Source organism: Pigmentiphaga kullae (genome assembly GCF_004216695.1).
GTDB lineage: Bacteria > Pseudomonadota > Gammaproteobacteria > Burkholderiales > Burkholderiaceae_B > Pigmentiphaga > Pigmentiphaga kullae.
On the sequence record NZ_SGXC01000001.1, the window covers coordinates 2,912,769 to 2,936,851 of the forward strand.

A 24,083-nucleotide genomic window follows, 5' to 3' on the forward strand; every position below is an offset into this window, starting at 1 on the left:
CTGAGGCGCATGAGGACCATGATGTCAGAAGCAAAGACCACCATCGACGCCGGCGACGGGCGCGGTTTCGCCGCCTATGTCAGTCGGCCGGGGAAACCGAACGGCCATGCTGTGATCGTGCTGCAGGAGATATTCGGCGTGACCGACGCGATACGCGGCGTCGCCGATCGCTATGCGGCCGAAGGCTATCTCGCGCTGGCGCCCGATCTCTATTGGCGCATCGAGCCGGGCGTCGAGCTGAGCCATTCGAAGGCCGACATCGAGCGCGCGTTCCAGTATCTGGAGCGGTTCGACGAGGAGGCGGGCCTGGCCGACATCGGCAGGGTTGCGGCGCACATCCGTGCCATGCCGGGATTCCGGGGCCGCGTGGCGGTGGTGGGCCTGTGCCTGGGAGGAAAGCTGGCATTCCGCTGCGCCGCCAGACTGGAGGTCGATGCGGCGGCCGTGTTCTATGGCGTGGGGGTGGAGGACCATCTGGACGAGGCGGCCGCCTTGCGCTGCCCGGTGGTGCTGCACTACGGCGACCAGGACCGCTACGCGTCCGCCGAGGCGCAGGCCCGCATCGAGGCCGCGCTGCCGCCCGCGGCAGGCGGAGGTTTTCACCGCTATCCCGGGGTCGGGCACGGTTTCTATACGCGCGGCGACCTGGAGGCGGCGGCGCTGGCCCACGAGCGGACCACGGCATTCCTGCGGACCGCGCTGGGGGCGGGCAATCGATGAAAGTCCTTCAAGGGATCCGGGTGCTCGACCTGGGAAATTTCATTACCGCTCCGCTGGCCGGCATGTCGCTGGCCGAACTGGGAGCGGATGTCGTCAAGGTCGAGCGGCCCGGCGGCGACCCGTTTCGCGCATTCAAGGGGGGGCTCTACAGTCCCCAGTTCCAGGCGCACAACCGGAACAAGCGCAGTCTGGCGCTGGACTACGCCCGCCCCGAGGGGCTGGCCGTGCTGGACAAGCTGGTCGAGGATGCCGACGTGCTGCTCCTGAACATGCGTCCGGGGGTGGAAGAGCGGCTGGGCCTGGGCGCCGAGCGTCTGCGCCGGCTCAATCCCCGCCTGGTCTATTGCGCCATCACGGGCTTCGGCGCCAGCGGCCCCTATGCGGGCCGGCCGGCCTACGACAACGTGGGGCAGGCCGTCTCGGGATGGTTGTCCATGTTCCACCGCGGCGAGGACCCGCGGGTGGCCGGCCCCGCGGTATCCGATGCCGTGACGGGCATCTACGCCTGCCTGGGGATCCTGGGCGCCCTGGTGGAGCGGGCATCGACCGGCCTGGGGCGCAAGGTCGAGGTCAACATGCTCGAAGCCATGATCGCCATGGCCTGCGAGCCGCTGGGTTCGATGCTGGCGACCGGCCGGCCGCCCAGCCTGTACGGCCGGGCGGCCATGTCGCAGTCGTACATCCTGACCTGCCGCGACGGGCGCCGCATTGCGCTGCATCTTTCGTCGCCCGACAAGTTCTGGCGCGGCCTGGTCCAGGCGATCGACCGCCCGGACCTGCTCGCGGCCTATCCGGCGCGCCACGACCGCGTGGAACGCTACGACGAGCTGGCGCGCACGCTGGCCGAGGCGTTCGCACAGAGGGAGCGGGAGCACTGGCTGCCCCGGCTCGAGGCCCATGACGTTCCGTTCACGCCGGAACGGACGCTGGACGAACTGGACGAGGATCCGCAGGTGCGCCACCTGGACGTCTTCTACACGCAGCAGCATCCGCGCCACGGCACGTTGCGCGCCGCGCATCGCGCGATTCGTTACGACGGCGACCACGACAGCAATTTCCTGCCTCCGCCCGACCTGGGCGAGCACACGGAGGAAGTCTTGCGGGAGGCCGGTTTTTCCGAAGCCGCCATGACCGAGCTCAGGCAGGCCCGAATCATCTGATGCGGATTGTTCCGCACGAAGGAGATGGCGATGAAGTTGGCACGCTTGACGGGAGCGCTGTGTGCGCTGGGCCTGGCGGTTGCCGCCGGCCAGGCCGGCGCGGCGGGGTGGCCGGATCGGCCGGTACGCATCGTCGTCTCGTCGGGGGCGGGCGGAACCGCCGACATTGTCGCCCGCCTGCTGGCGCAAAAACTGGAGGCGGCCTTCGGCCAGCCGTTCATCGTCGAGAACAGGCCGGGGGCGGGCGGGCATGTGGGCGCGGCCCAGGTGGCCCGTTCGCCGGCGGACGGCTACGTATGGCTGATGAGCGGTAGTCCGACGCACTCCGTCGGGCCGCACCTGTACAAGAACCTTCCGTATGACCCGATGCGCGACGTGCCGCCCGCCGCCATGGTGGCCATCGCGCCGAACCTGCTGGTCGTCAACCGCGAGCTGCCCGTGCGATCGGTGGCGGAACTCGTCGCGCTGGCGCGCGAGAAGCCCGATGCGCTGACCTATTCGTCGGCCGGCAACGGCACGTCGGGACACCTGGCGGGAGCCCTGCTGCAGAGCATGGCCGGGGTTCGCTTCAAGCACGTGCCGTACAAGACCGGACCGGACGCGGTGACGAGTGTCATCGCCGGCGACGTGTCCATGACCTTCTTTACCGTGCCCGCTGTGATGAAGCAGGTGCAGGCGGGCCGCTTGCATGCGCTGGCCGTGACGTCCAGCGCACGGACGTCGCTCGCCCCCGATCTGCCGACCGTGGCCGAGGCTGGCTATCCGGGATTCGATGTGCTGGGCTGGTACGCCCTGTTCGCGCCCAAGGATACGCCCGCGCAGATCGTCGACCGCCTGAGTGCGCAGGTCGAACGCATCCTGGCCCAGGCCGACGTGCATGAAAGACTCCAGCAACTGGGCGCGGAACCGCACTACCTCGATGCCAAAGACCTGACCGCCTACGTCGCGGCCGAATCCCCGAAGTGGAAGACGCTGATCGAGGCGTCGGGCGCGCGGGTGGACTGATGGCCGAAAGCAGCCAGGCCGAGCGCATCGTGCGCTGGGATGTGTTCGTCCGCAGCCTTGCCTATGGACGCGAAGTCCGCTGGAGCGACATGACCGAGGCGGCCGCGCAGTTCGTGATCCTGCGCATCGAGACCGAGTCCGGCGCGGCGGGGGCGGCCGAGGTCGTCGTCAAGCCGACATGGGTCGGCGCCACGGCCGCCAGCCTCGTCGCCACGCTGCGCGAGGTGTTCGAGCCCTTGGTCCGGCAAACGGGATTGGCAGGCCCGCAGACATTGCGCGGCGTGCTCGACTCCATCCCGGGAAACACCGTCGCCAAGGCGTTGATCGACAACGCATGCTGGGACTGGGAAGCGTCCCGCCAGGGCCGGCCATTGTGGCGGATGTGGCAAGGGCGGTCCGAGGTCGAAGTGTCCTGGGCCGTTACCCGGCAGGCGCCCGACGCCATGGCGCGCGAGGCCGCCGACATGGTGGAGGCCCATGGCTTCCGGACCCTGAAGATCAAGGGAGGGCAGGGGCTGCATCTGGACCGGGCCAGCCTGGCGGCGGTACGCCGGGCACTGGGCGATGCCACGCGCCTGTATGTGGATGCCAATGGCGCCTATCCGTTCGAAGAGGCCGCGGACTACGTGCGGGCCATGGCGCAGGAAGGCGTGGCGGTCGTGGAAGATCCTTCGCCGCTGTCCCCGGATGGCGCGTTCGAAGCCCTGCAACGGGAGGCGGGCCTGCCGCTGCTGGTCGATTTCGGCATGATCACGACGCGGGACGCCCGGCTTTTCCTGGAGCGCGGCGCCGGCATGCTGAGCGCGAAGCCGGGACGCTTCGGCCTTTCCGATGCGCAGGCGATGCGCGATCTTGCCGCCCGGGCGCAGGCCGGCACGGTAGCGGGTCTCATGGGCGAGAGCGCGATGGGCACATGGAGCGGCCTGCAGTTCGCCGCGACCCTGCCGCCGGGTTCGCTGCCGGCCGAACTGAGCTGGTTCCTGTCCATGCGGGAACAGTATGTCGGAGACGTGCCGGCGATCCTCGATGGCGTGGTGGCCCTGCCCGAGACACCGTCCGTTGCCGAACTCGTGGATTGGGACGCGATGAAGGATTTCAGGGTGCCGTCATGAGCCATGTCCGGATGAGCATGCGCGCCATCGCCTATGACGAGCTGGCCGTGGGCGAGCGCTACGAGGGAAGCGCCCGCACGTTGACGCAGACCGATCTTTCCCTGGCCTGCATGCTGAGCGGAGACTGGCACCCCATACACGCCGATGTCGAGTTCTGCCGTGCCGCCGGCATGCCGGGACCGATGTTCCAGGGCCCCTACGGCATCCTGCTGGCCATGGGCATGGCGACGCAACTGCCCGTATTCGCGGATCCCGTCGTCGGCGCGACCGGCGTGGCCGAGTGGCGATACCGGCGGCCGTTGCGGGTGGGGGACACGGTGCATGTCAGGGCGACGATCAATGGCAAGCGGATGACATCCGACGGACAGCGGGCCATCGTCGACAGACGCTTCGAGCTGCTCGGCCCGGATGGGGAGCTGTTTCAGGAAGGATATGGAGGAACCATGCTGCGGCTTGCATCCAGGGGGGAACAACCATGATTCTCGGCGACATCGTCGACCACAACGCACGCTGCCTGCGCGATCGTCCGGCGTTTCTCTTCGAAGGCCGCGCCGTGACGCACGGAGAGTTCGGGCAAAGGGTGCGGCGGCTCGGCAACGCGCTGCTCGCCCTGGGCCTGGAGCGGGGCGATCGCATCGCGATCCTGGCCCAGAATTGCCCCGAGTACATGGAGCTGTATTGTGTGGCCGGGATGTGCGGGTTCATCGCGGTCGGGATGAACTACCGGCTGTCGGCGGCGGATCAGGCCGCCATCCTGCGCGATTGCGCTCCCGCCCTGCTGGTCTACGATCAGGAATACGAGGACCGGGTGCGCGAACTGCGCACGGCATTGCCGGCGCACGCCCGGACCATGAAACTGGGCGGCGATGCGGGCGAGGCGGGCTACGAGGCCGCCATCGCTCGCGCGGACGCCGCGCCGCCGCCATTGCGCGCGCGGGACGACGACACGGCTTTCCTGATCTATACCAGCGGCACCACCGGAGCGGCCAAGGGGGTCATGCTGGGCAATGCCGGCCAGGTGGAGCAGGCCCGCATGCTGGCGTTGTCGCACGGCGCGCAGCCCACGGATCGCATGCTCATCGTCATGCCCGCCTACCACATAGGGGGCACCACCGAACTGCTCAGCTACCTGGCCTGCGGCGCGACGATCGTTCTGCACCGCCGGTTCGACGCGCGCGAGATCCTGGAGAGCATGGCGCGCCATCGCGTGACGGCCGCCCACTTCGCGCCGATCATGATCCAGGCCCTGTTGGACGAGCAGGAAAGGCAGGCCGTGGATCTGTCCAGCCTGCAGACGGTCTGCTATGCCTCCGCGCCGATGTCGGTGGCGCTGTCCCGGCGGGCGCATCGCGCGCTTGGCCGGATCTTCATGCAGGTCTACGGGATGACCGAGCACGGGCCCGGCACCGCTCTTCTGAAGCACCAGCACGAACCGGAGGGAGACTCGGCGCAGGCCGCCCGCATGGCGTCGGCCGGCCAGCCGATACCGGGCGTGGCGATCAGGATCGTCGACGAACAGGGCCGGGAACTGGAGCAGGGCCGGATCGGCGAAATCGCCATGCGCTCGGCCGCCATCATGCAGGGCTACTGGGGCAAGCCGGCGGAGACCGCGGCGGCGCTGGACGGCGGATGGATGAAGACGGGCGATCTGGGCTACTTCGACGAGGACCACTACCTGTTCATCGTCGACCGCAAGAAGGACATGATCATCTCCGGCGGCGAGAACATCTATTCGCGGGAAGTGGAGGAGGCCTTGCTGCTTCATCCCGCGGTCCTGGAGGCGGCGGTGATCGGCGTGCCCGACGAGAAGTGGGGTGAATCGGTCAAGGCTTTCGTCGCCCTGAAGGCGGGCGGACAGACCGACGAGCGCGCGCTGATCGAACATTGCCGCCAGTGGCTCGCCAGCTACAAGAAGCCGCGCAGCATCGAATTCATGGCCGCGCTGCCGCGCCTGCCGAGCACGAACAAGATCGACAAGAAGGCATTGCGCGCGCCGTACTGGGCAAACAAGGCCAGGCAGGTCGCCTGAGCAGACAGACCAAGGAGACGAGCATGAACGTACGCAGGATTCTTGCGGGCATTGCCGCGCTGGCAGGGTGCGCGGCGGCCGGAGCTGTACAGGGAGAGGCGTTTCCCGCCAGGATGGTACGCATCGTCGTGCCTTTCACCGCCGGCGGCCTGGCGGATGTCGTGGCGCGGGGAGTCGCGCAGGAACTGACGACGCGCTGGTCGCAGCCGGTCATCGTCGAGAACAGGCCCGGCGCCAACACCATCATCGCCGCCGAGCACGTGGCCCGGGCGGCGCCCGATGGCTACACGCTGCTGATGGCCAACGATCCGACGCTCTCCTCCAATCAGTATCTCTACCGCAAGCTTTCCTACGATCCGGTCAAGGATTTCGTGCCGGTGATCAATCTCGTGCAGACGCGGGAGATTCTGCTGGCCAGCAGGAAGTCCGGACTCGCCAGCGTGGAGGAACTGGTGGCGCGCGCCAAGGCGCGTCCGGGAGAGACGACCTACGGCTCGTATGGCGTGGGAAGCAAGGCTCAGCTGGACGCCGAGACCTTTTCCTCGCTGGCGGGCATCCGGATGAATCACGTGCCCTACAAGGGCGTCGCCGACGTCATGGCCGCCCTGGTTGGCGGCCAGATCGACGTGGCGTGGGTGGGCGTGCCGCCATCCATTCCCATGGTCGAGGGCGACAAGGTCCGGCTGCTGGCGGTCGCAGCGCCGCAGCGGATAGCAGCCTTTCCCGGCGCGCCGACTTTCGCGGAGCTGGGGTTTCCGAAAATGGTCTCGCAAGCCTGGTTCGGACTGGTCGCGCCCAGGGGGACGCCCGACGGCGTCGTGAGCAGGATCGCCGCCGACGTGTCGGCCGTGGTTTCGCAGCCGGCCTTCCTGGACAAGTACGTGACGGGTGTCGGGCTCGAGCCGTGGAACCAGGGGCCGCGTGAGTTCGGGCGTTTCCTGGCGCGGGACCGGGCCGAGTACGAGGCGAGCATCCGCAACGCCAAGGTGAAACTGGACTAGCTGGAGAAGACCGATGGATTTCGAGCTGGAACCGGAGCTGCGCATGCTGCGCGACGCCGTGCGCCGTTTCGTGGAAAGGGAGTTGTTGCCGCTGGAAGGCCGCTACGCCAACGAACATGACATTCCCGACGACATCCGGCAGCGGCTGCAGGACAAGGCCAGGGACCTGGGCTTCTGGGCCTTCGACCTGCCTGAAGAGGTGGGAGGCGGCGGGGTTGGCGTGGTCGGCATGTGTGTCGTGTTCGAGGAACTGGCACGGTGCAACGTCCCCTCGTTTCGCGCCCCCACCGTCCTGACGCCTTATCTGGGGCCGGTATTGTTCCATGGCAGCCAGGAGCAGAAGGAGGAATACCTGCTGCCCGTCGCCCGGGGAGAGAAGCGCACCTGCTTTGCGCTGACCGAGCCGGGGGCGGGGTCGGATCCTTCCGGCATGCGGACGACCGCGGTCGCCGACGGCGATCACTTCGTCATCAACGGCGCCAAGATCTTCATCACCGGCGCCGACAAGGCGGATTTCGCGCAGGTGTTCGCGCGCACCGTCAAGGATGGACAGGAGCTGGGCATCAGCTGCTTCCTGGTCGATCGGGACACGCCGGGCATGCGGCTGGGCCAGAGCTTCGAGCTGATGTCGCCGGACCGGCCATGGGAACTGCTGTTCGACAATGTCCGGGTCCCGGCAAGCCGGATGGTGGGCGCGGCGGGCCAGGGCTGGGAGCTGGCGCGCGAGTTTCTCGACATGGGCCGCCTTGTCCACGGCCCGAAAGCGCTGGGCCGCGCGCAGCGGGCCCTGGACATGGCGATCGCCTATGCCAATGAGCGCAGCACGTTCGGGCAGCCCCTGGCCCGGCGCCAGGCCATCCAGTGGATGATCGCCGATTCCCTGGTGGAGCTCCATGCCGCCAGGTCCATGGTGCTGCATGCGGCATGGAGGGCCGACCGCGGACTCGACTATCATCTCGAGGCGTCCGCGGTGAAGCTCTACGCGGACGAAATGTTGATACGCGTCGTCGACCGGGCCATCCAGATCCACGGCGGCCTGGGGTTGTCCCGCGAATTGCCGCTGGAACTCATGTATCGAGATGCGCGCAGCCGCACCATTACCGAGGGTTCTTCCGAAATGCAGAGGATGATCATTGCGTCGGGAGCGCTGTCCGGCCGGTACGGAGTCAATCGCTTCGAGACTTGAACAGGCCGTGTTGCCGCCAGCGATCGATCGCGTTTCACGGAGGGCGGCAATGAACATCGAAAGCATCGATCTGAACCTGCTGGTGGCTTTCGACGCGATGATGCAGGAGCGCAACGTTACCCGGGCCGGGTTGCGGGTGGGCTTGTCCCAGCCATCGATGAGCCATGCCCTGACTCGCTTGCGGCACTTGTGCGGCGATCCGCTGTTCGTCCGCGTCAAGGCCGGAATGGAGCCCACGCCGTTCGCGCAGCGCATCGCCCCCAGCGTGCGCGCGGGGCTGGCCATCATGCGCGCGGGACTGGAAGAGGCCGTGGCGTTCGATCCGGCGCGGTCCGAGCGGATCTTCCAGATCCTGTTGAGCGACATCGGCGAAGTGGTCTACCTGCCGCGCCTGATGCAGCATCTGAAGAAGGTGGCGCCGGGCGTCGGACTTCGCATCCTGCAACTGCCGCGCGAGAGCTACCGTGAAGCGCTGGAATCCGGGGATGCCGACCTCGCGGTGGGGTTTCTGCCTGGATTGAGCGCGGGTTTCTACCAGCAGCGCCTGTTCAGCGATCGCCATGTCTGTCTGTTGAGGTCGGACCACCCTCGCATCGGCGCGTCGCTCGGCCTCCAGAGCTTCAGCGATGAATCGCACATCATGATCGAGCCGGCGGGGACACGGTACAGCCGCGCCTCGCTGCATTCCTCGACCACGACGCTGATCGAGCAATACCTGGAGAAGAACGGGCTGCGCCGCCACATCGCGCTGCGCGTGCCGCATTTCACCATCGTGCCCGAGATCCTGGCCGCCACCGAACTGCTGGTGGTCATCCCCGGTACCGTGGCGCGCCTCATGATGCCCTGGCGTCACGTCAAGATGCTGCCGCTGCCTTTCGAAGTGCCGGAATTCGAGGTCAAGCAGTTCTGGCATGAGCGCAGCCACCAGGATGCCGGCACCCGCTGGCTGCGCGGCGTTTTCGCGGAGTTGTTCCTGGAGAAGGGCCCGCACTTGCCGTGATTGTCCGATCGGGTACGCGGAAAAGTGCAAGCTTCCTTGCATCTATGCAGCGTGACGCCTCGCCGCTCCAGGCATAAGGTTCTGTCCAGCCTTCCCGGCCATGACCAGAACCTGAATTGGAGAGACACATGGGGCACCCCTCTGCCTTGCCGACCATCCGGCAGTTGCACGTATTCGAACGAGAAATCCTGAGCGAGGCAGGGCAGGGCGCCAGTCAGCCCTCCCGCCATGTCGTCGCGGCGGCGGTCTTCAAGAACCCCTATGCCGGACGGGGCGCGGCCACGACGGAAGACCTGGATCACCTGGTGGACATCTCGACCGAGATCGGCGCGCTGCTGACCGAGCGGGTGCTGGCGCGGTTCGCGGGCCAGGAGCTACCCCGCGCCTATGGCAAGGCCATCATCGTCGGCATGAACGGCGAGTCCGAGCACGGCGCTGCCATGATCCACCCCCGGCTCGGGCTGTCGATGCGCAAGGGGCTGGGCGCGGGCCCGGCGCTGATTCCCGGCAACGCCAAGGTCGCGTCCGCCGGGGCGTCGATCGACGTGGTGTTCGGCGGTGCCGAGGATGCCTGGGACTATGACGCCATGGACGGGATCGTGGTATCTGTTCCGGGCGCGCCCCTGCCCGACGAACTGGTGCTTTTCGTCGGCTTCGGCACGGTCCGGATCAATGCCCGGGTCAGGGGCGCCAGCGCCGAGCAGGTCGCCAGGCTCGTGGCCGACATCAGGAAGTAAAGGAGCGTATCCCACCGGTGCAGCCCGCGCAGACGGGTCAGGCACCGGACCACCAAAGGAGACAACATGAATCGCGAGGAATCCGGCATCACCGTCAGGCTGGCGCGCTGCGCCATGGCTGCGCTGTTCGTCCTGGGCACGGGGCATGCCCTGGCCAAGGACACCGTCAAGATCGCTTTCATCGGACCGCTGACCGGCGGCGTGTCGTCCACCGGCCTGGGCGGCAGGAACTCCGCCCAGCTCGCGGTGGACCAGCACAACGCCGATCCGTCCCGGAAGTACCGGGTGGAACTGGTCAAGCTGGACGATGAATGCAAGCCGAACGTGGGCGTGCAGGTCGTGACCCGGGCGGCCACCGATCGTTCCATCATCGGCGCCGTCGCCCACTATTGCTCGGCGGTCGCGATCGTGACCGTGGACACCTTTCATCGCTTCGGCCTGCCCATGGTGGTGTGGGGCGCGGTCCTGCCCGAGATCACCTACGGCAACAACCACAAGGAAATCCATCGCGTCAACGGAACGATGATCAACGAAGGCAAGCTGGCGGCCGAGTACGTGCACAAGGCCGGCTTCAAGCGGGTAGCGGTCATCTACGACACGACCGACTATGGCAAGGGTCAGAGCGTGCACTTCACGGAGTTCCTGAAGCAGTACCCCGACGTGACGGTGACCGGATCCTACGGCGTCGACGTGACCCAGCAGGATTTCTCGGCGGAGCTGACGGCGGCCGCCGGCGGCAAGCCGGACGTGATCTGGTTCGGCGGGCTGACGCCGCAGGGTGTGGCGATCCGGGCGCAGATGCAGCGCATCGGCATCTCGACGCCCTTCATCGGCGTGTCGGGCATCCTGAACGAAGGCTTCATCGCCGGCGTGGGGCCCAAGGTGGCCGAAGGGGTCGTGTCCTTCCACAACGGCGCGCCGATCGACAAGTACGCCAAGGGCAAGGAGTTCCTGGCGGCCTACCGCGCCGCGGGCTTCAAGGAGGAGCCGGACGCCTACGGCCCCTTCGCCTACAGCGCGGCCCAGCTGTTGATGGATGCGATCGAGAAGGTGGGGCCGAACCGCGCGAAGGTGCGCGAGGCGCTGAACGCCACGCGCAACTACGACAGCCTGGTCGGCGTCATCAACTTCGACGACCACCGCCAGAACATCACCAACGCCCACCAGTACGTGGTGCAGGACGGGAAGTGGGTGTACTGGCCCGATAGCAAGTACGCCAAGGAGGCGAAGTAGCGCGTCCCCCGATCAACCGGAACAGGCAGGCGCAAGACATGGAAATCTCGTTCGCTTTCCAGCATCTGGTCAATTTCCTGATGCTGGGCTTGATCTACTCGATCGTCGCCGTGGGCTTCTCGCTGTACTTCGGCGTGGTCGACGTCGTCCAGTTCGCGCACGGCGACGTGGTGGCCTTGGGCGGGTACGCCGGCCTGGCCGGCATTCTGCTGGCCGTTGCCGCGGGGGCCACGGGCCTGGGTCCCGTCCTGGGCATGATCGTGCTGGCGGTGCTGGCCACCGGCGCGGCCGGCGCGCTGATCGGGCGCTACCTGGTCATGCCGCTGCGGCAGGCGTCGCCGATCAACGTCCTGCTCATCACGCTGATGACCGGCACAGCGATCCGCGAGGCGCTGCGGCTGTTCGTGCCCGGTGGCTCCAATCCCAGCCCGTTCCCCATGGTGCTGCCCGACCAGCTGCTGACGCTCGGCGGCGTCAGCCTGCGCGTCAGCAGCCTGATCATCATGGCCGCGGGCGTGCTGGCCATATTCGGCACGCACTTCCTGCTGAGCCGCACGCGGCTGGGGCTGGCGGTGCGCGGCGTTGCGCAGGACGAAGAGACCGCGCGCTTCATGGGCATCGACTTCAAGCAGGTGGTGATTCTGACCTTCGTGCTGGGGTCGTGCCTGGGCGCGCTGGCCGGCATCATGTCCGGCCTCTACTACCGCCAGGTCATGTTCAACATGGGGCTGATGCTGGGCGTGATCGGCTTCTGCGCGGCGGTGGTCGGCGGGTTGGGCAGCCTGATGGGCGCGGTGGTCGGCGGTTTCCTGTTCTCCGGCCTGCAGATCTTCGCGACGGTGGCGCTGCCCATTCCCAGCGCCTACAAGGACGTCTTCGCCTTCACCATGATGATCTGCATCATCGCCGTCCGCCCGACGGGGTTGTTGCGGGAACGCTTCGAGGAGCGGGTATGAGCCACCAGCTTTCGGCCCGGAAAGTCGAGAAAACCGACTGGCCCCTGCCGGGTTCCCAGGCGCTCGCCTCGCGGTTCGACCGCCGGGCCGGGGCGTTTGTCCTGATGGCCGTCGCGGGCGTGTTCGTGCTGGCCTGCATCCTGGCCCTGGAGTCGGAGCTTGCCCTGGCCGGCACGCTGGTGGCGGCCGGGGGACTCTGGTGGTGGGGCCTGCGCGCCGGGATCATCGCCGAGGCGGGGGCGTTCTCGGACCGGCGCCCATGGGCCGCCCGGATGGTCGTCGCCGGGGCCGCGACGGTTCTCTTGATCGCCTTCCACGGCGAACACTACGCGCTGCTGATGATCTCCACCGTGCTGCTGTTCGCGGCGGCCTGCGCCGGCATCAACATCCAGACCGGCCTGGCCGGTCTGGCCAATTTCGCGGGCGCGGCCTTTTTCGCCTGTGGCGGCTATACGCTGGCGGTGTTGGCCAAGAGCACGGCGCTGCCGCATTTCCTGGCCATCCTGGCAGGCGGCGTGGCGGCCGCCGCGATTGGCGCGGTCCTGCTGCTGCCGGTGCTTCGCACACGCGGCTACTACTCGGCCCTGGTCACGATCGCCTTCGGCATTCTGTGCAGCTCCTTCCTGCAGGTCAACGAGCAACTGGGCGGCGCGCAGGGCCTGCAGGTTCCGCCCTTGACGATACTGGGCTGGGACATGGGCAGCGGCTTCGAGGTGGCGGGGCGCGAGGTGTCCTTCTACTTCGCCTATGGCCTGCTCGCGCTGGCGGTCTTCCTGCTGTCGTCGCTGGTGGCCCATGCGATCGAGTGGTCGGCGATAGGCGTGAACCTGGACGCCACGCGCAGCGACGAGCTGGTCGGCTCGACCTTCGGCATCAATCCGCAGCGCTGGAAGATCACGGCCTTCCTGCTCGGCAATGTCCTGATCGGCATCGCCGGCGCGGTGTATGCCGGGCTGACCAGCTTCGTCAGTCCGGCCGGCGCGACCTTCGAGCAGTCGCTGCTGCTGATTTCGATCGTTATCCTGGGCGGCATCGGCAACAGCTGGGGATCGCTGATCGCCGCGGTGCTCGTGATCCTGTTGCCCGAGAAGCTGCACTCTCTGCAGGAGTACCGGGTGCTGATCTTTTCGGTGTTCGTCGTCGCCGTCCTGCTGTTCCGTCCCAAGGGCCTGGTGCCGCGCCGGATGCGCGATTTCTCGGTGATGAAGGAACGCTCATGAACGACCGCACCCTGGTTTGCAGCGACGTGACCATGCGCTTCGGTGGCCTGGTGGCCCTGGATGCCTTCAGCCTGGAGGTGCGCCCGGGAGAGGTGGTGGGATTGCTGGGGCCGAACGGATCCGGCAAGACGACCTTCTTCAACGTCGTGACCGGCCTCTACAAACCCGCCTCGGGCGCCATCCGCTTCGGCGACCAGGACCTGTTCCGCAAGGCGCCCAGCGAGATCAATCACGCCGGGATTGCGCGCAGCTTCCAGCGCTGCCGGCTGATGCTGGAACTGTCGGTGTTCGACAACCTGTTGGTGGGCGCGCACAACCGGCTGCCCAACGGCTTGTTCCGCACGTTGTTCGGACGCAAGGCGGCGCTGCGGTCCATCGCCGCCTTCATGGGCGCGGCGCGGGATTTGTGCGCCCGCTTCAACCCCCACATCGCCGACCGCCTGTTCGAGCCCGCGGGCAGCTTCAACATGATCGACCGGCGGCGCATCGAACTGTGCCGCGCGCTGCTGGGCGAACCCAGGCTCCTGCTGCTGGACGAACCCTCGGCCGGGATGACGCACGACGAGACCTTCCGGCTGATGGACGACGTCACCGGTTTCCAGCGAGAGTCGCCGGAGCTGTCCATCGTGCTGATCGAGCACGAGATGCAGGTCATCGAGCGGGTCAGCCAGCGGTGCGTGGTCCTGAACTTCGGGAAGAAGATCTGCGAGGGCAGCTATCGCACCGTGGTCGCCGATCCCCAGGTCCGCAAGGCGTATCTTGGAGAGGATGCATGAACGGCCAGCTCCTGGAGGTGGAAGACCTCGTCGTGGGATACGGCAGCGCGAACGTCCTGGACGGCGTTTCGGTCCGGGCCGGGGAAGGCCGGATCACCTGCCTGCTCGGGGCCAATGGCGTGGGCAAGAGCACGCTGATCAAGGCCATCTTCGGACTCGTCCCGGTCCGCCGGGGCAGGATCCGGTTCCGCGGGCACGACATCACGGGATGGGACACCCACCGCATCGTCGCCCAGGGGCTGGCGGCCATCCCGGAGGGCAACCGCGTCTTTCCGCGCATGTCCGTGCTCGACAACCTGATGGCCGGCGCCTACCTGGAGCGGTCTCCCGCGAAAATCGCCGCCCGCCTGGAGCGGGTCATGGCCTTGTTCCCCCGGCTGGCCGAACGGCGCAATCAGTTCGCCGGCACCTTGTCGGGGGGCGAACGCTCGATGCTGTCGATAGGGCGGGGCCTGATGAGCAATCCGCGGCTGCTGGTCATCGACGAACCGTCGCTGGGTTTGTCGCCCTTGTTCGTCAAGGAGAATTTCAGGCTGATCCGCGAGCTGTGCTGCGACGACTGCGCGATCCTGCTGGTGGAGCAGAACGTGAAGCAGACGCTGGAGGTTTCGCACTATGGCTATGTGATCTCCCAGGGCATCGTCGCCGTCGAGGGAACGGGCGAGCGCCTGCGCGGCAGCGCCGAGGTCGGCAACGCCTATTTCGGGGCCGAGGCCGCGGCGCATTGACAGGAGTCCCGCAGGGCGTCTGATAACATGAGGCCGCTACTTCCTGTCGTGCCTCGTGCTTGCAGCCGCCTCCATCGAGCGCAAGGCACACGAGCCGGTTTGCCTGGTGGCTGCCAGGCATCCGGGAATGCTATGCATGAGACCATGGCCACCAAGTCTTTCTCATTCGAGCAGCTCGGCTGGGATCAGCTGCGTGCCCTGCTCGAGGTCGCCCGGGGCGGTTCGCTGGAGTCGGCCGCCAGGCGCCTGGGCGTGGACCAGTCCACGGTCAGCCGCCGGCTGGCGCAGGTCGAGTACAGCGCCGGCTCCGCGCTGTTCAAGCGCGACCGCAAGGGCTTGCAGCTCACTCCCATGGGGCGCGACGTGCTGGTCCGGCTGGAACGCATGGAAGCCATGCTCCACGAGATCCAGGGCATCACCGCGCAGGGGCAGTCGGTCAGCGGACGCGTCCTGATCGCCTCGATGGAAGGCGTGGGCGCGCTGCTCATCGCCCGCGCCGCGAAGGCCCTGCTGGACAGGCACCCGGGGCTCGAGGTCCATCTCGTGACCACGTCCAATTTCGTCGATGTCGCCCGGCGCGAAGCCGACATCTTCGTCAGTTTCTTCGAACCGCCTTCCGCGTCCCTGACCACGCACGGGGTGGCCCAGGTGCCGTTCCATCTCTACGCCAGTCCCGCGTACCTGGGGGAGCGCGTGATTGCCGGTCCCGAAGATCTGGCCGACGATCTCTTCATCGGCTACATCGACGACCCGATGTACCTGCCCGCCGCGCGCTGGCTGGAGAGCATCATCGAGAAGCCCAGGATAGGCTTCCGGGCGACCAGCATGTTCTCGCAGATGTTCGCTGCGCAGGAGGGGCTGGGCATCGTGATGCTGCCTTCCTACGCCAACGCGGAGTCGCTGGGGCTGGTCAAGATCATCGAGGACCGGTATTCCGAGGTGCCGCTGTTCGCCAGCGTGCAGCGCGACATGCAGTATCTGCCGCATATCCGGGTGGTGTTCGAGACGATCGCGGCGTATCTGCAGGACAGGATAGAGACGGCCTCTGCCTAGAATCCCAGCGCCACCGCCAGCCCCCCGCCCACCACTCCGATTCCCGCCACGCCCGCGACCAGCACGGCCAGTTCCACCGGCCTGAACGACTTCGCCACCATCGCCAGCGACGGCAGGCTGATGGGCGGCAGGGTCATGATCAGCGCGGCGGCGGGGCCGGCGGCCATGCCCAGCGACAGCATCGCCTGCACGATGGGGACTTCGCCGGCGGTGGGGATGACGAACAGCATGCCGGCCACGGCCAGGCCGACGATCCACAGCACGCTGTTGTCCACGCCGGCGCCGACTTCCGGGAACAGCCAGGCGCGCGCGGCGCCCAGCAGCAGGACCAGCACGATGTACTCGGGCAGCAGGCGCAGCGTCATGCGGGCCAGGATGCGCATCCAGCGCCGGAAGACGTGCGCGTCTTCCAGGTCCGCGCCGCCCGCGGCCTGCATGGCTTGCATCTGCGCGCCGTCGAAGGTGCCGGCGCGGCCCCGGCTCATGCGGTTGAGCAGCCAGCCCAGGCCGAACACCATCACCACGCCCAGCCCCAGGCGCAGGCCCATCCAGTGCCAGCCCAGCACGAAGCCCATGAAGATCAGCGTGGCGGGGTTGAGCACGGTATTGCCCAGCCAGAACGCGGCCGCGCTGCCGGGCGCGGCCTGGCACTTGCGCAGTCCGGCCACAACCGGCGCGGCGCAGCAGGTGCACATCATGCCGGGCAGGGAAAGCAGGCCGCCGGCCACGACGCTACCCAGGCCGGTGCCGCCCAGCATGCGCAATATCCAGGCGCGCGGCAGCAGGGCCTGCACGCCCGACCCCAGCAGCAGGCCCAGCACCATGGCCTTCCAGATCGCCAGGCCGTAGGCCACCGCGTAGTCGAGCGCCGCCTGCATGGACGGCGCGGGCGGGGCGGACTGCTTGCCCATCAGGATGGACTGGCCGATGGAGTGCGTGTCGGCCGCCACGAAAGCGCGGTCGTAATAGGGCGACCACTTCACGTAGAAGAGGCCGGCGATCGCGATCAGCGCGAACACCGCGATGGCCCAGGCGGGGTGGGGGGCGGGGCGTGTGGAGGCGTGGGTACTCATGAGGGGGGGGGGGGCGCAAGGTGCCGATGTTGGCGAAGAGGCACTATTTTAGTGGCTGCGCGAATCTTCCCTTTTGGCGGCCACGATTCCCGATCGAGTCGGTGGCCTACCATTTTTACAAATAGTCATCGGAACTGCAACTATTGACGTTACGGGCGAACCGATGCAGTCCGGTAGACAAAATCACTTACAATCGCCGGCTGTGCGAGCCCCGGGGAAGCCCCCGCCAACCCTTGCGCCGCAACGTCGTTCCAGCCCGTGATCGCATGGGCTTTTTTATTGGGCGCGGCCATCACCGCGCAGGAAACGCGACCCGCCATGATGACCGTCTTGGGATGTATCGTCTACAGCCACAATCCCTGGCTGGTGCTCCTCGCGGTCCTGATCTGCTGCGCGGGCTCCTGGGTAACGGTCCGGCTGTTCCAGCGCGCGGCGGGCACCTCGGGCGTGCAGCGCCTGGGATGGCATGTCCTGACGGCGGTGGCGGCAGGCGCCGCAATCTGGTGCACGCACTTCATCGCCATGATCGGTTTCGAGCCTGGGGTGCCGATCGCCTTCGATCCCGTGCTGACCGTGCTGTCGCTGCTGGTGGCCGTGGTCGGCGCCGCGCCGGGCTTCGCGCTCGCCTGCAGCCGGCGCCTGAGGTACGCGCCCGCCCTGGGCGGCGCGGTGGTGGGCGTTGCGATCGTGCTCATGCACTACACCGGCATGATGGCGTACCGGGTGCAGGGCATCGTGTCGTGGGACATGGGCTATCTGGTGGCGTCGGTCGTGATCTCCGTCGTCTTCGCGGCGCTGGCGCTGCAAGCCGCGGCGCGCCTCGATCGTCCCGGCATGCGGTATGCCGCCGGCGGATTGCTGGGGCTGGCCATCGCCGGCCTGCACTTCACCGGCATGACGGCGTTCCGGGTCTCGCCCATGCTGGTCGACGGCGTCTTCTCGCAGCCCCAGGCGCTGCAGGCGCTGGGCCTGGCGGTGGCCGGCGTGGCGCTGGTGATCGTGGGCGCCGGCGTGGCCAGCTATCTGATCGACGACAGCGTGCGCTCGGAATCGCTGGAGCAGTTGCGCCACATGGCGCTGACCGACAGCCTGACGGAACTGCCCAACCGCAGCAGTTTCAACGATCGCCTGGACAACGAGATCTACCTGGCCGACCAGACGGGCGGACGCATCGCGCTGGTGGGCATCGACCTGAATCGCTTCAAGGAAATCAACGACCTGCACGGCCACGCCGCGGGCGACCGGGTCCTGGTGGTGCTGGCCCAGCGGATGCGCAGCCTGCTGCAGGAAGGCGAGTTCGTCGCGCGGCTGGGCGGCGACGAGTTCGTGGCCATCCACCGCATGCGCGAGGGCTCACTGCTCGATTTCCTGTCGCGGCTGGAAACCTCGCTGTTCGCCCCCATCCAGGTCGGGGACTGGGAAGCCGTGCCGGGCGCCAGCCTGGGCGTGGCGATCTATCCCGACGACGCCCGCGACAAGAGCATGCTGATCGGCAATACCGACCTGGCGATGTACCGCGCGAAGTCGGACATGCTGAAGAACGTCTGCTTCTACGAGCCGTCGATGGACGAGGCGATCCGCGCCCGGCGCACGCTGGCCAGCGAGCTGCGCGAGGCGCTCGAAAGCGGCCAGCTCGATATCCACTACCAGGTGCAGACCGCCGTCGAGAGCCGCGAGATCCGAGGCTACGAGGCCTTGCTGCGCTGGCTGCATCCCCGGCGCGGCTACGTTCCGCCCGTCGAATTCATTCCCCTGGCCGAAGAAAACGGCCTCATCCTGCAACTGGGAGAATGGGTGCTCAGGAACGCGTGCTCGCGCGCCGCTTCGTGGGATCCGCCCTACAAGGTGGCGGTCAACCTGTCGCGCGCGCAGTTCGCCCACGCCGACCTGCCGACGCTGATCCAGGAGGTGCTGGCCGACACCGGGCTGCCGCCGGAGCGGCTGGAGCTCGAGCTGACCGAGTCCACGCTGTTCGCGGACCGCGAGCGCTCGCTGCACATGCTGCGCGAAATCAAGGCCCTGGGCGTCAGCATCGCGCTGGACGATTTCGGCACCGGCTATTCTTCGCTCGAGACGCTGCGCACTTTCCCGTTCGACAAGATCAAGCTGGACTGCTCGTTCGTGAGCGAGGTCGAGTCCAGCCCGCAGGCCCGCGCCATCGTGCGCGCGGTCCTGGCGCTGGGCAAGAGCCTGGACATCCCGGTGCTGGCCGAAGGCATCGAGACCCAGGGCCAGTTGTCGCTGCTTCGCAACGAGGGCTGCGACGAAGCGCAGGGCTACCTGCTCGGCCGTCCCGCGCCGCTGCGCCAGATCGTCGACAGCGGCCAGCTATCCCTGGCCACCGCGGCTGACAAGCTGGTGCACCCTTAGGAAAGAACCGGCTGACCGGACAGCGGACGGCAATGCCCGGCGGTTGCGGGTATCCTTGCGGCAGGCCAGGCAGCGCGCCGTGGCGGCACGAATCAAGGCAAGGGGACACAATTGGCTGGGCAACGCATCGGCAACTGGTATTTCGGCTGGACCATCGTGGCGGCGGCCACGGTGCTGACGCTGCTGACCGTCGGCATGCGCATGGGCATCGGCCCGTTCTTCCTTCCCATCACCGAAGACCTGGGCTTCAGCCGCAGCATGCTGGCCGGCATGGTCGCCATCGGCATGCTCTGCTATGGCCTGGCCATGCCGCTGGCCGGCTATCTCGTGGCCGCGCGCGGCACGCGCTTCGTGCTGCTGACGGGTATGGCGGTGGTGGTGGTTTCATCCATCGCCACGGTGCTGGCGCGCCATCCGCTGGCGTTCTTCCTGGCGTTCGGGGTGGGGCAGTCGGTGGGGCTGGGGCTGACCAGTCCGGTGGCGCTCACGCCCATCCTGACTCGCTGGTTCACGCGGCAGCGCGGCATGGCGCTGTTCTTTCTTTCCACCGGATCGATGGCGGGCATCGCGCTGATGACGCCGGTGTTCACCTCGTTCATCGCCTGGCTGGGCTGGCGCACGACCATGCTGGTCTTCGCGGCGGCCTTCGCCCTGTTCACGGTGCCCGCCGCGCTGCTGATCTTCCGCGACAACGCCCCGCCCGAGTCCGACCTGCGTCCCGAGGACGTGGCGGCCCGGGCCGCCGCCAAGGCCGCGCAGCCCGGACCGGCCGCGGCCAGCCTGCGCGTGGGCGACGCGCTGCGCTCGGCGCCTTTCTGGCAGATTGCGCTGGGCCTGTTCGCCTGTGGTTTCAGCATGAACCTGCTGGGGTCGCACGGCGTGCCCATGCTGATGGACCACGGCTTCGACGCGATGACCAGCGCGCTGGGCATCGGCCTGATCGGCGCGGTGGCCGTGTTCAGCACGCTGGTGCTGGGACGCCTGGCCGACGTGCTGCCCCGGCGCGACATCCTGGCCACGATCTATCTCGTGCGCGGCCTGGGGTTCTTCGCGCTGGTCGTGGTCGGCACGCATTGGGAGCTGTACACCGCCGCTACGCTGGGCGGCATCGTCTGGTCGGGCAGCATTGCCCTGTCGTCCGCCTTGCTGGCCGATGTCTACGGCGTGAAGCTGGTGGGCATCCTGTACGGCTGGGCCTATCTGGGGCACCAGTTCGGCGGCATGATCAGCTCGTGGCTGGGCGGCTGGGGCTACGAGACCTTCGGCACGCACTGGGTGTCGTTCGGCGCGGCCGGCACGCTGCTGGTGGCGGCCGCGCTGCTGTCCATGCGCCTGCCCCGGCGCGCGACGCTGATGGCGCCGCGCGCCGTGCCGGCGGGCTGAGGAAGCTTGCCGCCGGCGGCATCGGGCGTCAGTTCACCGAGACGTTGAACTCCTTGATCAGCTTGGCCCACTCGCCGGCCTCGCGCTGCATGGACTGCCCGAAGGCATCCGCGCTCACGAAGGCCGGCTCCAGCCCCTGGTTGCGCAGCCATGCCGTCACCTCGGGGTCGCGCAGGACCGTCTGGATGTCGGCGTGCAGCTTGTCGATCACCGGCCGCGGCGTGCCGGCCGGCGCCAGGATGCCGAACCAGCCGCCTTCGCGCAGGCGGGGGAAGCCCAGCTCGGTGAAGGTCGGGACCTCCGGCAGGACCTTCGAACGCTTGGGCGCCAGCAACGCCAGGGCGCGCACCTTGCCTTCGCGGATATGCGGCAGGGCGGTGCCGACCGAATTGAAGCTCGATTCCACGTGTCCTCCCAACAGGTCGCCCAGCGACAGCGCTTCGCCCTTGTAGGGCACCGGCAGCACTTCCATGCCGGCTCCCTGGCCGAGGATCAGGCTGTAGAAATGAAAGCTCGAGCCGTTGCCGAAGTTGCCCACGCCCAGCGGCTTGCCGCGCGTCTTCACGCCTTCGACCAGTTGCGCCAGCGTCTTGTAGGGGGAATCGGCGCGCACCACGAAGACGGTTTCCGTGTCGACCAGTTGCGCCACGGGGGTGAAGTCCTTGATGGGGTCGTAGGGCGTTTCGGGGTAGAGCAGCTTGACCATGCCGTGCGAGACGAAGGTCGACAGCAGGGTATAGCCGTCCGGGGCGGCGCGGGCGACGATTTCCGCGCCTATCCGCGTCGTGCCGCCGGGGCGGTTCTCGACCACGACCGGCTGTTTCCATTTCTTGTTCAGATGGTCCGCGAGCAGCCGGGTGATCCGATCGGGGCTGCTGCCCGGCGGTCCGGGCAGCACGATGCGGACCGCCTTGTCGGGCCAGGACTGAGCCTGGGCCTGGGCGGGAGCGGCGGCGACGGCCAGGGCGCATGCCCAGGTCAGGTGGAACCAGCGATGCTTCATGGGGTGTCTCCTCTGTGGTGTTCGTCGTGCAATCAATGGTGGCGCAGGAAGCCGTGGACGCTGCGGTTGAACCGGTCCGGGGCTTCGAGCTTGAGCAGGTGGCCGCAACCCGCGAACGTTTCGAGCGTCGCGCCATCCAGGGCGCCACGCAGGCGTTCGGCGTGTTCGCCGGGCGGTGCGACGCGGTCTTCCCCGCCCGCCAGGATCAACGTGGGCACATGGACGGCGCCGGCCAGGGCAAGCGCATCGCAGTCGAACAGCATGTGCGTGGCCTGTGCCAGTCCCGCCGGATGCACCGCCGCCTGCAGTTCGCCGAAGCGCCGGACCACCAACGGGTCCGGGGCGGGGCCTAGCAAGCGGGGGGCGCGTTCCTCGGGTGTCTGGGCCCTGGCCTCGGGCGCAAGCCTTTCGGCCATGCGCCGGGCGCGTTCGTCCGGGGGAAGATGGGCGTAGCCCCGGGTAGGCACTGAAAGCACCATTGCCCGCGTCCGCGCCGGATACCGCCCGGCGAAGGCCTGGGCGATCAAGGTGCCCCAGGAACTGGCGACCAGATGCACGCGGTCCAGGGATAAGGCGTCCAGCAGCTCGGCAAGCGCCGCGGCGTAGGCGTGTACGTCCGGCTTCGGGAAGGCGAGCGGCGTGCTGGCGCCGAAGCCGGGGGCATTCCACGCAAGCAGCCGCCACTGCGCGGACAGGCCCGCCAGCTGCGCGCGATAGCCGGCCGAGCTCGACCCGATGCCGTGCAGCAGCAGGACCGCATCGGCGCCGGGTCCCGTGTCGCGGTATTCCAGGGTGCTTCCTGAAGACAGACGCGCGTGCCGCAGCGGCGGCAGGTCCGATTCGAGCAGGCGCCGGTCCACGGCTGACAGGATGGGCATCGGATCAGGCCTCCGCGGCGAGAGGGGTGGCCAGCGCGGGCAGCACGGACTCCGCCATCAGTGCCGTCGAGCGCAAGGATTCGGCAAGGGTTAGGTCGCCGAAGGCGAGACGGCAGACGAAATAGTTGATGCCGGCCTGGTCCGCCGCCTCGGCGATCCAGTCCCGGACCGTGGCGGGCGAGCCGGCGATGCCCAGGCCGGCGCGCTGCGCGTCGTCGAAGTTGTCGGGGAAGGACAGTGTCCGGGGCAGGGTCCCGTGCTTGACCCACAGATGCATCAGGTGCGTGTACCAGCGCCGGTATGCGCGCCGGGCGGCGTCCATCGCCTGCGCGTCGGTGTCGGCCACGACCACGTGCCGGCTCATGCCCAGGCTGGGCACGGCATCGGCGGCGTGGCCCAGTTCCTGCCAGTGGAGGCGATATTGGTCGGTAATGGCGCGGACCTGCGTGGCGGGACCGTTGCAGACGATGTTGATCGCGTTGGCCGCGGTCCACTGCGTGGCGGCCGGCGTGCCGGCGCCATACCAGATCGGGGGCGTGGGCCGTTGCAGGCACTGCATTTCCACCGGTACGTCGCGCAGGTCGAAGTGCCGGCCCTGGAAATTCACGACAGGCTGGGTCAGCCCCTGCATGATGATCTGGTAGGACTCGTGGTAGATGCCCTGCGACTGTTCGGGGTCGACGCCGTAGTAGCCCAGTTCGTAGGGCGAGATGCCGCGTCCGAAACCGACTTCGAGCCTGCCGCGGCTCAACTGGTCCAGCATGCAGATTTCTTCCATGACCCGCAGGGGATGGTGCATGCCCAGGGTATAGACCAGCGGGCCGAAGCGCAGCCTGCGGGTGCGCTGGGCGACGGCGGACAGATAGACGCTGGGCGACGGCGCGATGCCCAGGGGCGTCGAGTGGTGCTCGGCGACATGATAGGCATGGAAACCGCCCCGGTCGTAGGCTTCGGTCAGGATCAGCCTTTCTTCGTACTGCTGGGCGAGGGGGACGGTACCGCGGTCCATATGGTCGAAAACGGCGAACTTCATGGGACTTCCCTTGTAGGCGTTGAAAGCGGGGCCGGCTCGAACCGGCGGCGAGGGGGAACGGGCCCTAGCGGGCGTACAGCTGGAACACGGTGCCCGCGGGATCCGCGGCGGTGACGATCCGGCCATGGCTGCCCATGTCGCGTTGATCGAGTACCCGCCCGCCATGGGCCAGGACCTGGGCGCGGACTGCGTCCAGGTCGTCGCAGGCGAACACGAGTACCGCGCCGCGTGCATCGGGCGGGGCTTCCTGCGGCGCCGCCAGGGCGAAGCGGGAGGCGCCGGCCTGGAACTCCGCCCAGCGGGAGCCGTCGGCGAAACGCGGAGCCAGTCCCAGCGCATCGCGGTAGAAGGCGCTCAGGGTGGCCATGTCGCTTGCGACGTGGTAGCCCATGCGTATGGAAGAAACGGTCATCGGTCTTGTCTCCAG

Annotated in this window: 23 protein-coding genes; 18 read left to right on the forward strand and 5 right to left on the reverse strand. The window is 67.9% G+C overall.

Annotated features, from left to right (window positions below; translation table 11 throughout):
* Positions 1 to 18: 18 nt before the first annotated feature.
* From EV675_RS14025 to EV675_RS14100, 16 genes are all read left to right on the forward strand, one after another.
* Positions 19 to 720, forward strand: a complete 702-nt coding sequence (locus EV675_RS14025) for a dienelactone hydrolase family protein (protein ID WP_165404594.1) — start codon at positions 19 to 21, stop codon at positions 718 to 720.
* Complete coding sequence (locus EV675_RS14030) at positions 717 to 1,880, forward strand: CaiB/BaiF CoA transferase family protein (RefSeq protein WP_130357813.1); 1,164 nt, start codon at positions 717 to 719, stop codon at positions 1,878 to 1,880. The genes EV675_RS14025 and EV675_RS14030 overlap by 4 nt, the downstream gene beginning before the upstream one ends.
* 30 nt (positions 1,881 to 1,910) lie before the next feature.
* On the forward strand, positions 1,911 to 2,885 hold the full coding sequence (locus EV675_RS14035; protein ID WP_165404595.1) for a Bug family tripartite tricarboxylate transporter substrate binding protein: 975 nt from the start codon (positions 1,911 to 1,913) through the stop codon (positions 2,883 to 2,885).
* Entirely contained in the window at positions 2,885 to 3,997 is a 1,113-nt protein-coding gene (locus tag EV675_RS14040; RefSeq protein ID WP_130357815.1) for a mandelate racemase/muconate lactonizing enzyme family protein, read from the forward strand. Before EV675_RS14035 ends, EV675_RS14040 begins: the two co-directional genes overlap by 1 nt.
* Positions 3,994 to 4,476 carry a MaoC/PaaZ C-terminal domain-containing protein gene (locus EV675_RS14045; RefSeq protein ID WP_130357816.1) on the forward strand — a complete coding sequence of 161 codons (483 nt, stop codon included), beginning with the start codon at positions 3,994 to 3,996 and terminating at the stop codon, positions 4,474 to 4,476. The genes EV675_RS14040 and EV675_RS14045 overlap by 4 nt, the downstream gene beginning before the upstream one ends.
* Positions 4,473 to 6,026, forward strand: a complete 1,554-nt coding sequence (locus EV675_RS14050) for a class I adenylate-forming enzyme family protein (protein WP_130357817.1) — start codon at positions 4,473 to 4,475, stop codon at positions 6,024 to 6,026. The genes EV675_RS14045 and EV675_RS14050 overlap by 4 nt, the downstream gene beginning before the upstream one ends.
* Before the next feature lie 23 nt (positions 6,027 to 6,049).
* Positions 6,050 to 7,027, forward strand: coding sequence for a Bug family tripartite tricarboxylate transporter substrate binding protein (locus EV675_RS14055; protein ID WP_130357818.1), 978 nt, complete (start codon positions 6,050 to 6,052; stop codon positions 7,025 to 7,027).
* A 13-nt stretch (positions 7,028 to 7,040) separates the two neighbouring features.
* On the forward strand, positions 7,041 to 8,213 hold the full coding sequence (locus tag EV675_RS14060) for an acyl-CoA dehydrogenase family protein (RefSeq protein ID WP_130357819.1): 1,173 nt from the start codon (positions 7,041 to 7,043) through the stop codon (positions 8,211 to 8,213).
* Positions 8,214 to 8,262: 49 nt separating this feature from the next.
* Positions 8,263 to 9,213: a LysR family transcriptional regulator gene (locus EV675_RS14065; protein ID WP_130357820.1), complete on the forward strand. Its 951-nt coding sequence runs from the start codon at positions 8,263 to 8,265 to the stop codon at positions 9,211 to 9,213.
* A gap of 128 nt (positions 9,214 to 9,341) precedes the next feature.
* Entirely contained in the window at positions 9,342 to 9,950 is a 609-nt protein-coding gene (locus EV675_RS14070; protein ID WP_130357821.1) for an amino acid synthesis family protein, read from the forward strand.
* Between the two features lie 66 nt (positions 9,951 to 10,016).
* Positions 10,017 to 11,183: a branched-chain amino acid ABC transporter substrate-binding protein gene (locus tag EV675_RS14075; protein ID WP_130357822.1), complete on the forward strand. Its 1,167-nt coding sequence runs from the start codon at positions 10,017 to 10,019 to the stop codon at positions 11,181 to 11,183.
* A gap of 38 nt (positions 11,184 to 11,221) precedes the next feature.
* Positions 11,222 to 12,139, forward strand: a complete 918-nt coding sequence (locus EV675_RS14080; RefSeq protein ID WP_341273600.1) for a branched-chain amino acid ABC transporter permease — start codon at positions 11,222 to 11,224, stop codon at positions 12,137 to 12,139.
* A complete protein-coding gene (locus EV675_RS14085) occupies positions 12,136 to 13,359 on the forward strand; it encodes a branched-chain amino acid ABC transporter permease (protein WP_130357823.1) in 1,224 nt (407 codons plus the stop codon). Before EV675_RS14080 ends, EV675_RS14085 begins: the two co-directional genes overlap by 4 nt.
* Positions 13,356 to 14,135: an ABC transporter ATP-binding protein gene (locus tag EV675_RS14090; protein ID WP_130357824.1), complete on the forward strand. Its 780-nt coding sequence runs from the start codon at positions 13,356 to 13,358 to the stop codon at positions 14,133 to 14,135. The genes EV675_RS14085 and EV675_RS14090 overlap by 4 nt, the downstream gene beginning before the upstream one ends.
* Positions 14,132 to 14,863 carry an ABC transporter ATP-binding protein gene (locus tag EV675_RS14095; RefSeq protein ID WP_130357825.1) on the forward strand — a complete coding sequence of 244 codons (732 nt, stop codon included), beginning with the start codon at positions 14,132 to 14,134 and terminating at the stop codon, positions 14,861 to 14,863. Before EV675_RS14090 ends, EV675_RS14095 begins: the two co-directional genes overlap by 4 nt.
* Positions 14,864 to 15,007: 144 nt before the next feature.
* Positions 15,008 to 15,916, forward strand: coding sequence for a LysR family transcriptional regulator (locus tag EV675_RS14100; RefSeq protein ID WP_130357826.1), 909 nt, complete (start codon positions 15,008 to 15,010; stop codon positions 15,914 to 15,916).
* On the opposite strand, the gene EV675_RS14105 is transcribed toward EV675_RS14100, so the two are convergent.
* Positions 15,913 to 16,989: a permease gene (locus tag EV675_RS14105; protein ID WP_130357827.1), complete on the reverse strand. Its 1,077-nt coding sequence runs from the start codon at positions 16,987 to 16,989 to the stop codon at positions 15,913 to 15,915. The genes EV675_RS14100 and EV675_RS14105 overlap by 4 nt on opposite strands.
* Before the next feature lie 318 nt (positions 16,990 to 17,307).
* Here EV675_RS14105 and EV675_RS14110 point away from each other — a divergent pair, with 318 nt between their 5' ends.
* Together EV675_RS14110 and EV675_RS14115 are read left to right on the forward strand one after the other, a co-directional pair.
* Positions 17,308 to 19,359 carry a putative bifunctional diguanylate cyclase/phosphodiesterase gene (locus EV675_RS14110; RefSeq protein ID WP_130357828.1) on the forward strand — a complete coding sequence of 684 codons (2,052 nt, stop codon included), beginning with the start codon at positions 17,308 to 17,310 and terminating at the stop codon, positions 19,357 to 19,359.
* Positions 19,360 to 19,470: 111 nt separating this feature from the next.
* Positions 19,471 to 20,742 carry an MFS transporter gene (locus tag EV675_RS14115; protein WP_130357829.1) on the forward strand — a complete coding sequence of 424 codons (1,272 nt, stop codon included), beginning with the start codon at positions 19,471 to 19,473 and terminating at the stop codon, positions 20,740 to 20,742.
* A 28-nt stretch (positions 20,743 to 20,770) separates the two neighbouring features.
* On the opposite strand, the gene EV675_RS14120 is transcribed toward EV675_RS14115, so the two are convergent.
* The 4 genes from EV675_RS14120 to EV675_RS14135 all read right to left on the reverse strand — a co-directional run bounded on the left by EV675_RS14120 (position 20,771) and on the right by EV675_RS14135 (position 24,068).
* On the reverse strand, positions 20,771 to 21,745 hold the full coding sequence (locus EV675_RS14120; RefSeq protein WP_130357830.1) for a tripartite tricarboxylate transporter substrate binding protein: 975 nt from the start codon (positions 21,743 to 21,745) through the stop codon (positions 20,771 to 20,773).
* Between the two features lie 32 nt (positions 21,746 to 21,777).
* Positions 21,778 to 22,623, reverse strand: a complete 846-nt coding sequence (locus EV675_RS14125; protein ID WP_130357831.1) for an alpha/beta fold hydrolase — start codon at positions 22,621 to 22,623, stop codon at positions 21,778 to 21,780.
* 4 nt (positions 22,624 to 22,627) lie between these two features.
* Positions 22,628 to 23,656 carry an LLM class flavin-dependent oxidoreductase gene (locus EV675_RS14130; RefSeq protein WP_165404596.1) on the reverse strand — a complete coding sequence of 343 codons (1,029 nt, stop codon included), beginning with the start codon at positions 23,654 to 23,656 and terminating at the stop codon, positions 22,628 to 22,630.
* A 64-nt stretch (positions 23,657 to 23,720) separates the two neighbouring features.
* Positions 23,721 to 24,068, reverse strand: a complete 348-nt coding sequence (locus EV675_RS14135) for a VOC family protein (RefSeq protein ID WP_130357833.1) — start codon at positions 24,066 to 24,068, stop codon at positions 23,721 to 23,723.
* Positions 24,069 to 24,083 lie beyond the last annotated feature (15 nt).

Coding starts and splice junctions, on each gene's coding strand:
- EV675_RS14025 (WP_165404594.1), top strand. CDS start 19: ATGATGTCAGAAGCAAAGACCACCATCGACGCCGGCGACGGGCGCGGT.
- EV675_RS14030 (WP_130357813.1), top strand. CDS start 717: ATGAAAGTCCTTCAAGGGATCCGGGTGCTCGACCTGGGAAATTTCATT.
- EV675_RS14035 (WP_165404595.1), top strand. CDS start 1,911: ATGAAGTTGGCACGCTTGACGGGAGCGCTGTGTGCGCTGGGCCTGGCG.
- EV675_RS14040 (WP_130357815.1), top strand. CDS start 2,885: ATGGCCGAAAGCAGCCAGGCCGAGCGCATCGTGCGCTGGGATGTGTTC.
- EV675_RS14045 (WP_130357816.1), top strand. CDS start 3,994: ATGAGCCATGTCCGGATGAGCATGCGCGCCATCGCCTATGACGAGCTG.
- EV675_RS14050 (WP_130357817.1), top strand. CDS start 4,473: ATGATTCTCGGCGACATCGTCGACCACAACGCACGCTGCCTGCGCGAT.
- EV675_RS14055 (WP_130357818.1), top strand. CDS start 6,050: ATGAACGTACGCAGGATTCTTGCGGGCATTGCCGCGCTGGCAGGGTGC.
- EV675_RS14060 (WP_130357819.1), top strand. CDS start 7,041: ATGGATTTCGAGCTGGAACCGGAGCTGCGCATGCTGCGCGACGCCGTG.
- EV675_RS14065 (WP_130357820.1), top strand. CDS start 8,263: ATGAACATCGAAAGCATCGATCTGAACCTGCTGGTGGCTTTCGACGCG.
- EV675_RS14070 (WP_130357821.1), top strand. CDS start 9,342: ATGGGGCACCCCTCTGCCTTGCCGACCATCCGGCAGTTGCACGTATTC.
- EV675_RS14075 (WP_130357822.1), top strand. CDS start 10,017: ATGAATCGCGAGGAATCCGGCATCACCGTCAGGCTGGCGCGCTGCGCC.
- EV675_RS14080 (WP_341273600.1), top strand. CDS start 11,222: ATGGAAATCTCGTTCGCTTTCCAGCATCTGGTCAATTTCCTGATGCTG.
- EV675_RS14085 (WP_130357823.1), top strand. CDS start 12,136: ATGAGCCACCAGCTTTCGGCCCGGAAAGTCGAGAAAACCGACTGGCCC.
- EV675_RS14090 (WP_130357824.1), top strand. CDS start 13,356: ATGAACGACCGCACCCTGGTTTGCAGCGACGTGACCATGCGCTTCGGT.
- EV675_RS14095 (WP_130357825.1), top strand. CDS start 14,132: ATGAACGGCCAGCTCCTGGAGGTGGAAGACCTCGTCGTGGGATACGGC.
- EV675_RS14100 (WP_130357826.1), top strand. CDS start 15,008: ATGGCCACCAAGTCTTTCTCATTCGAGCAGCTCGGCTGGGATCAGCTG.
- EV675_RS14105 (WP_130357827.1), bottom strand. CDS start 16,989: ATGAGTACCCACGCCTCCACACGCCCCGCCCCCCACCCCGCCTGGGCC.
- EV675_RS14110 (WP_130357828.1), top strand. CDS start 17,308: ATGATGACCGTCTTGGGATGTATCGTCTACAGCCACAATCCCTGGCTG.
- EV675_RS14120 (WP_130357830.1), bottom strand. CDS start 21,745: ATGAAGCATCGCTGGTTCCACCTGACCTGGGCATGCGCCCTGGCCGTC.
- EV675_RS14125 (WP_130357831.1), bottom strand. CDS start 22,623: ATGCCCATCCTGTCAGCCGTGGACCGGCGCCTGCTCGAATCGGACCTG.
- EV675_RS14130 (WP_165404596.1), bottom strand. CDS start 23,656: ATGAAGTTCGCCGTTTTCGACCATATGGACCGCGGTACCGTCCCCCTC.
- EV675_RS14135 (WP_130357833.1), bottom strand. CDS start 24,068: ATGACCGTTTCTTCCATACGCATGGGCTACCACGTCGCAAGCGACATG.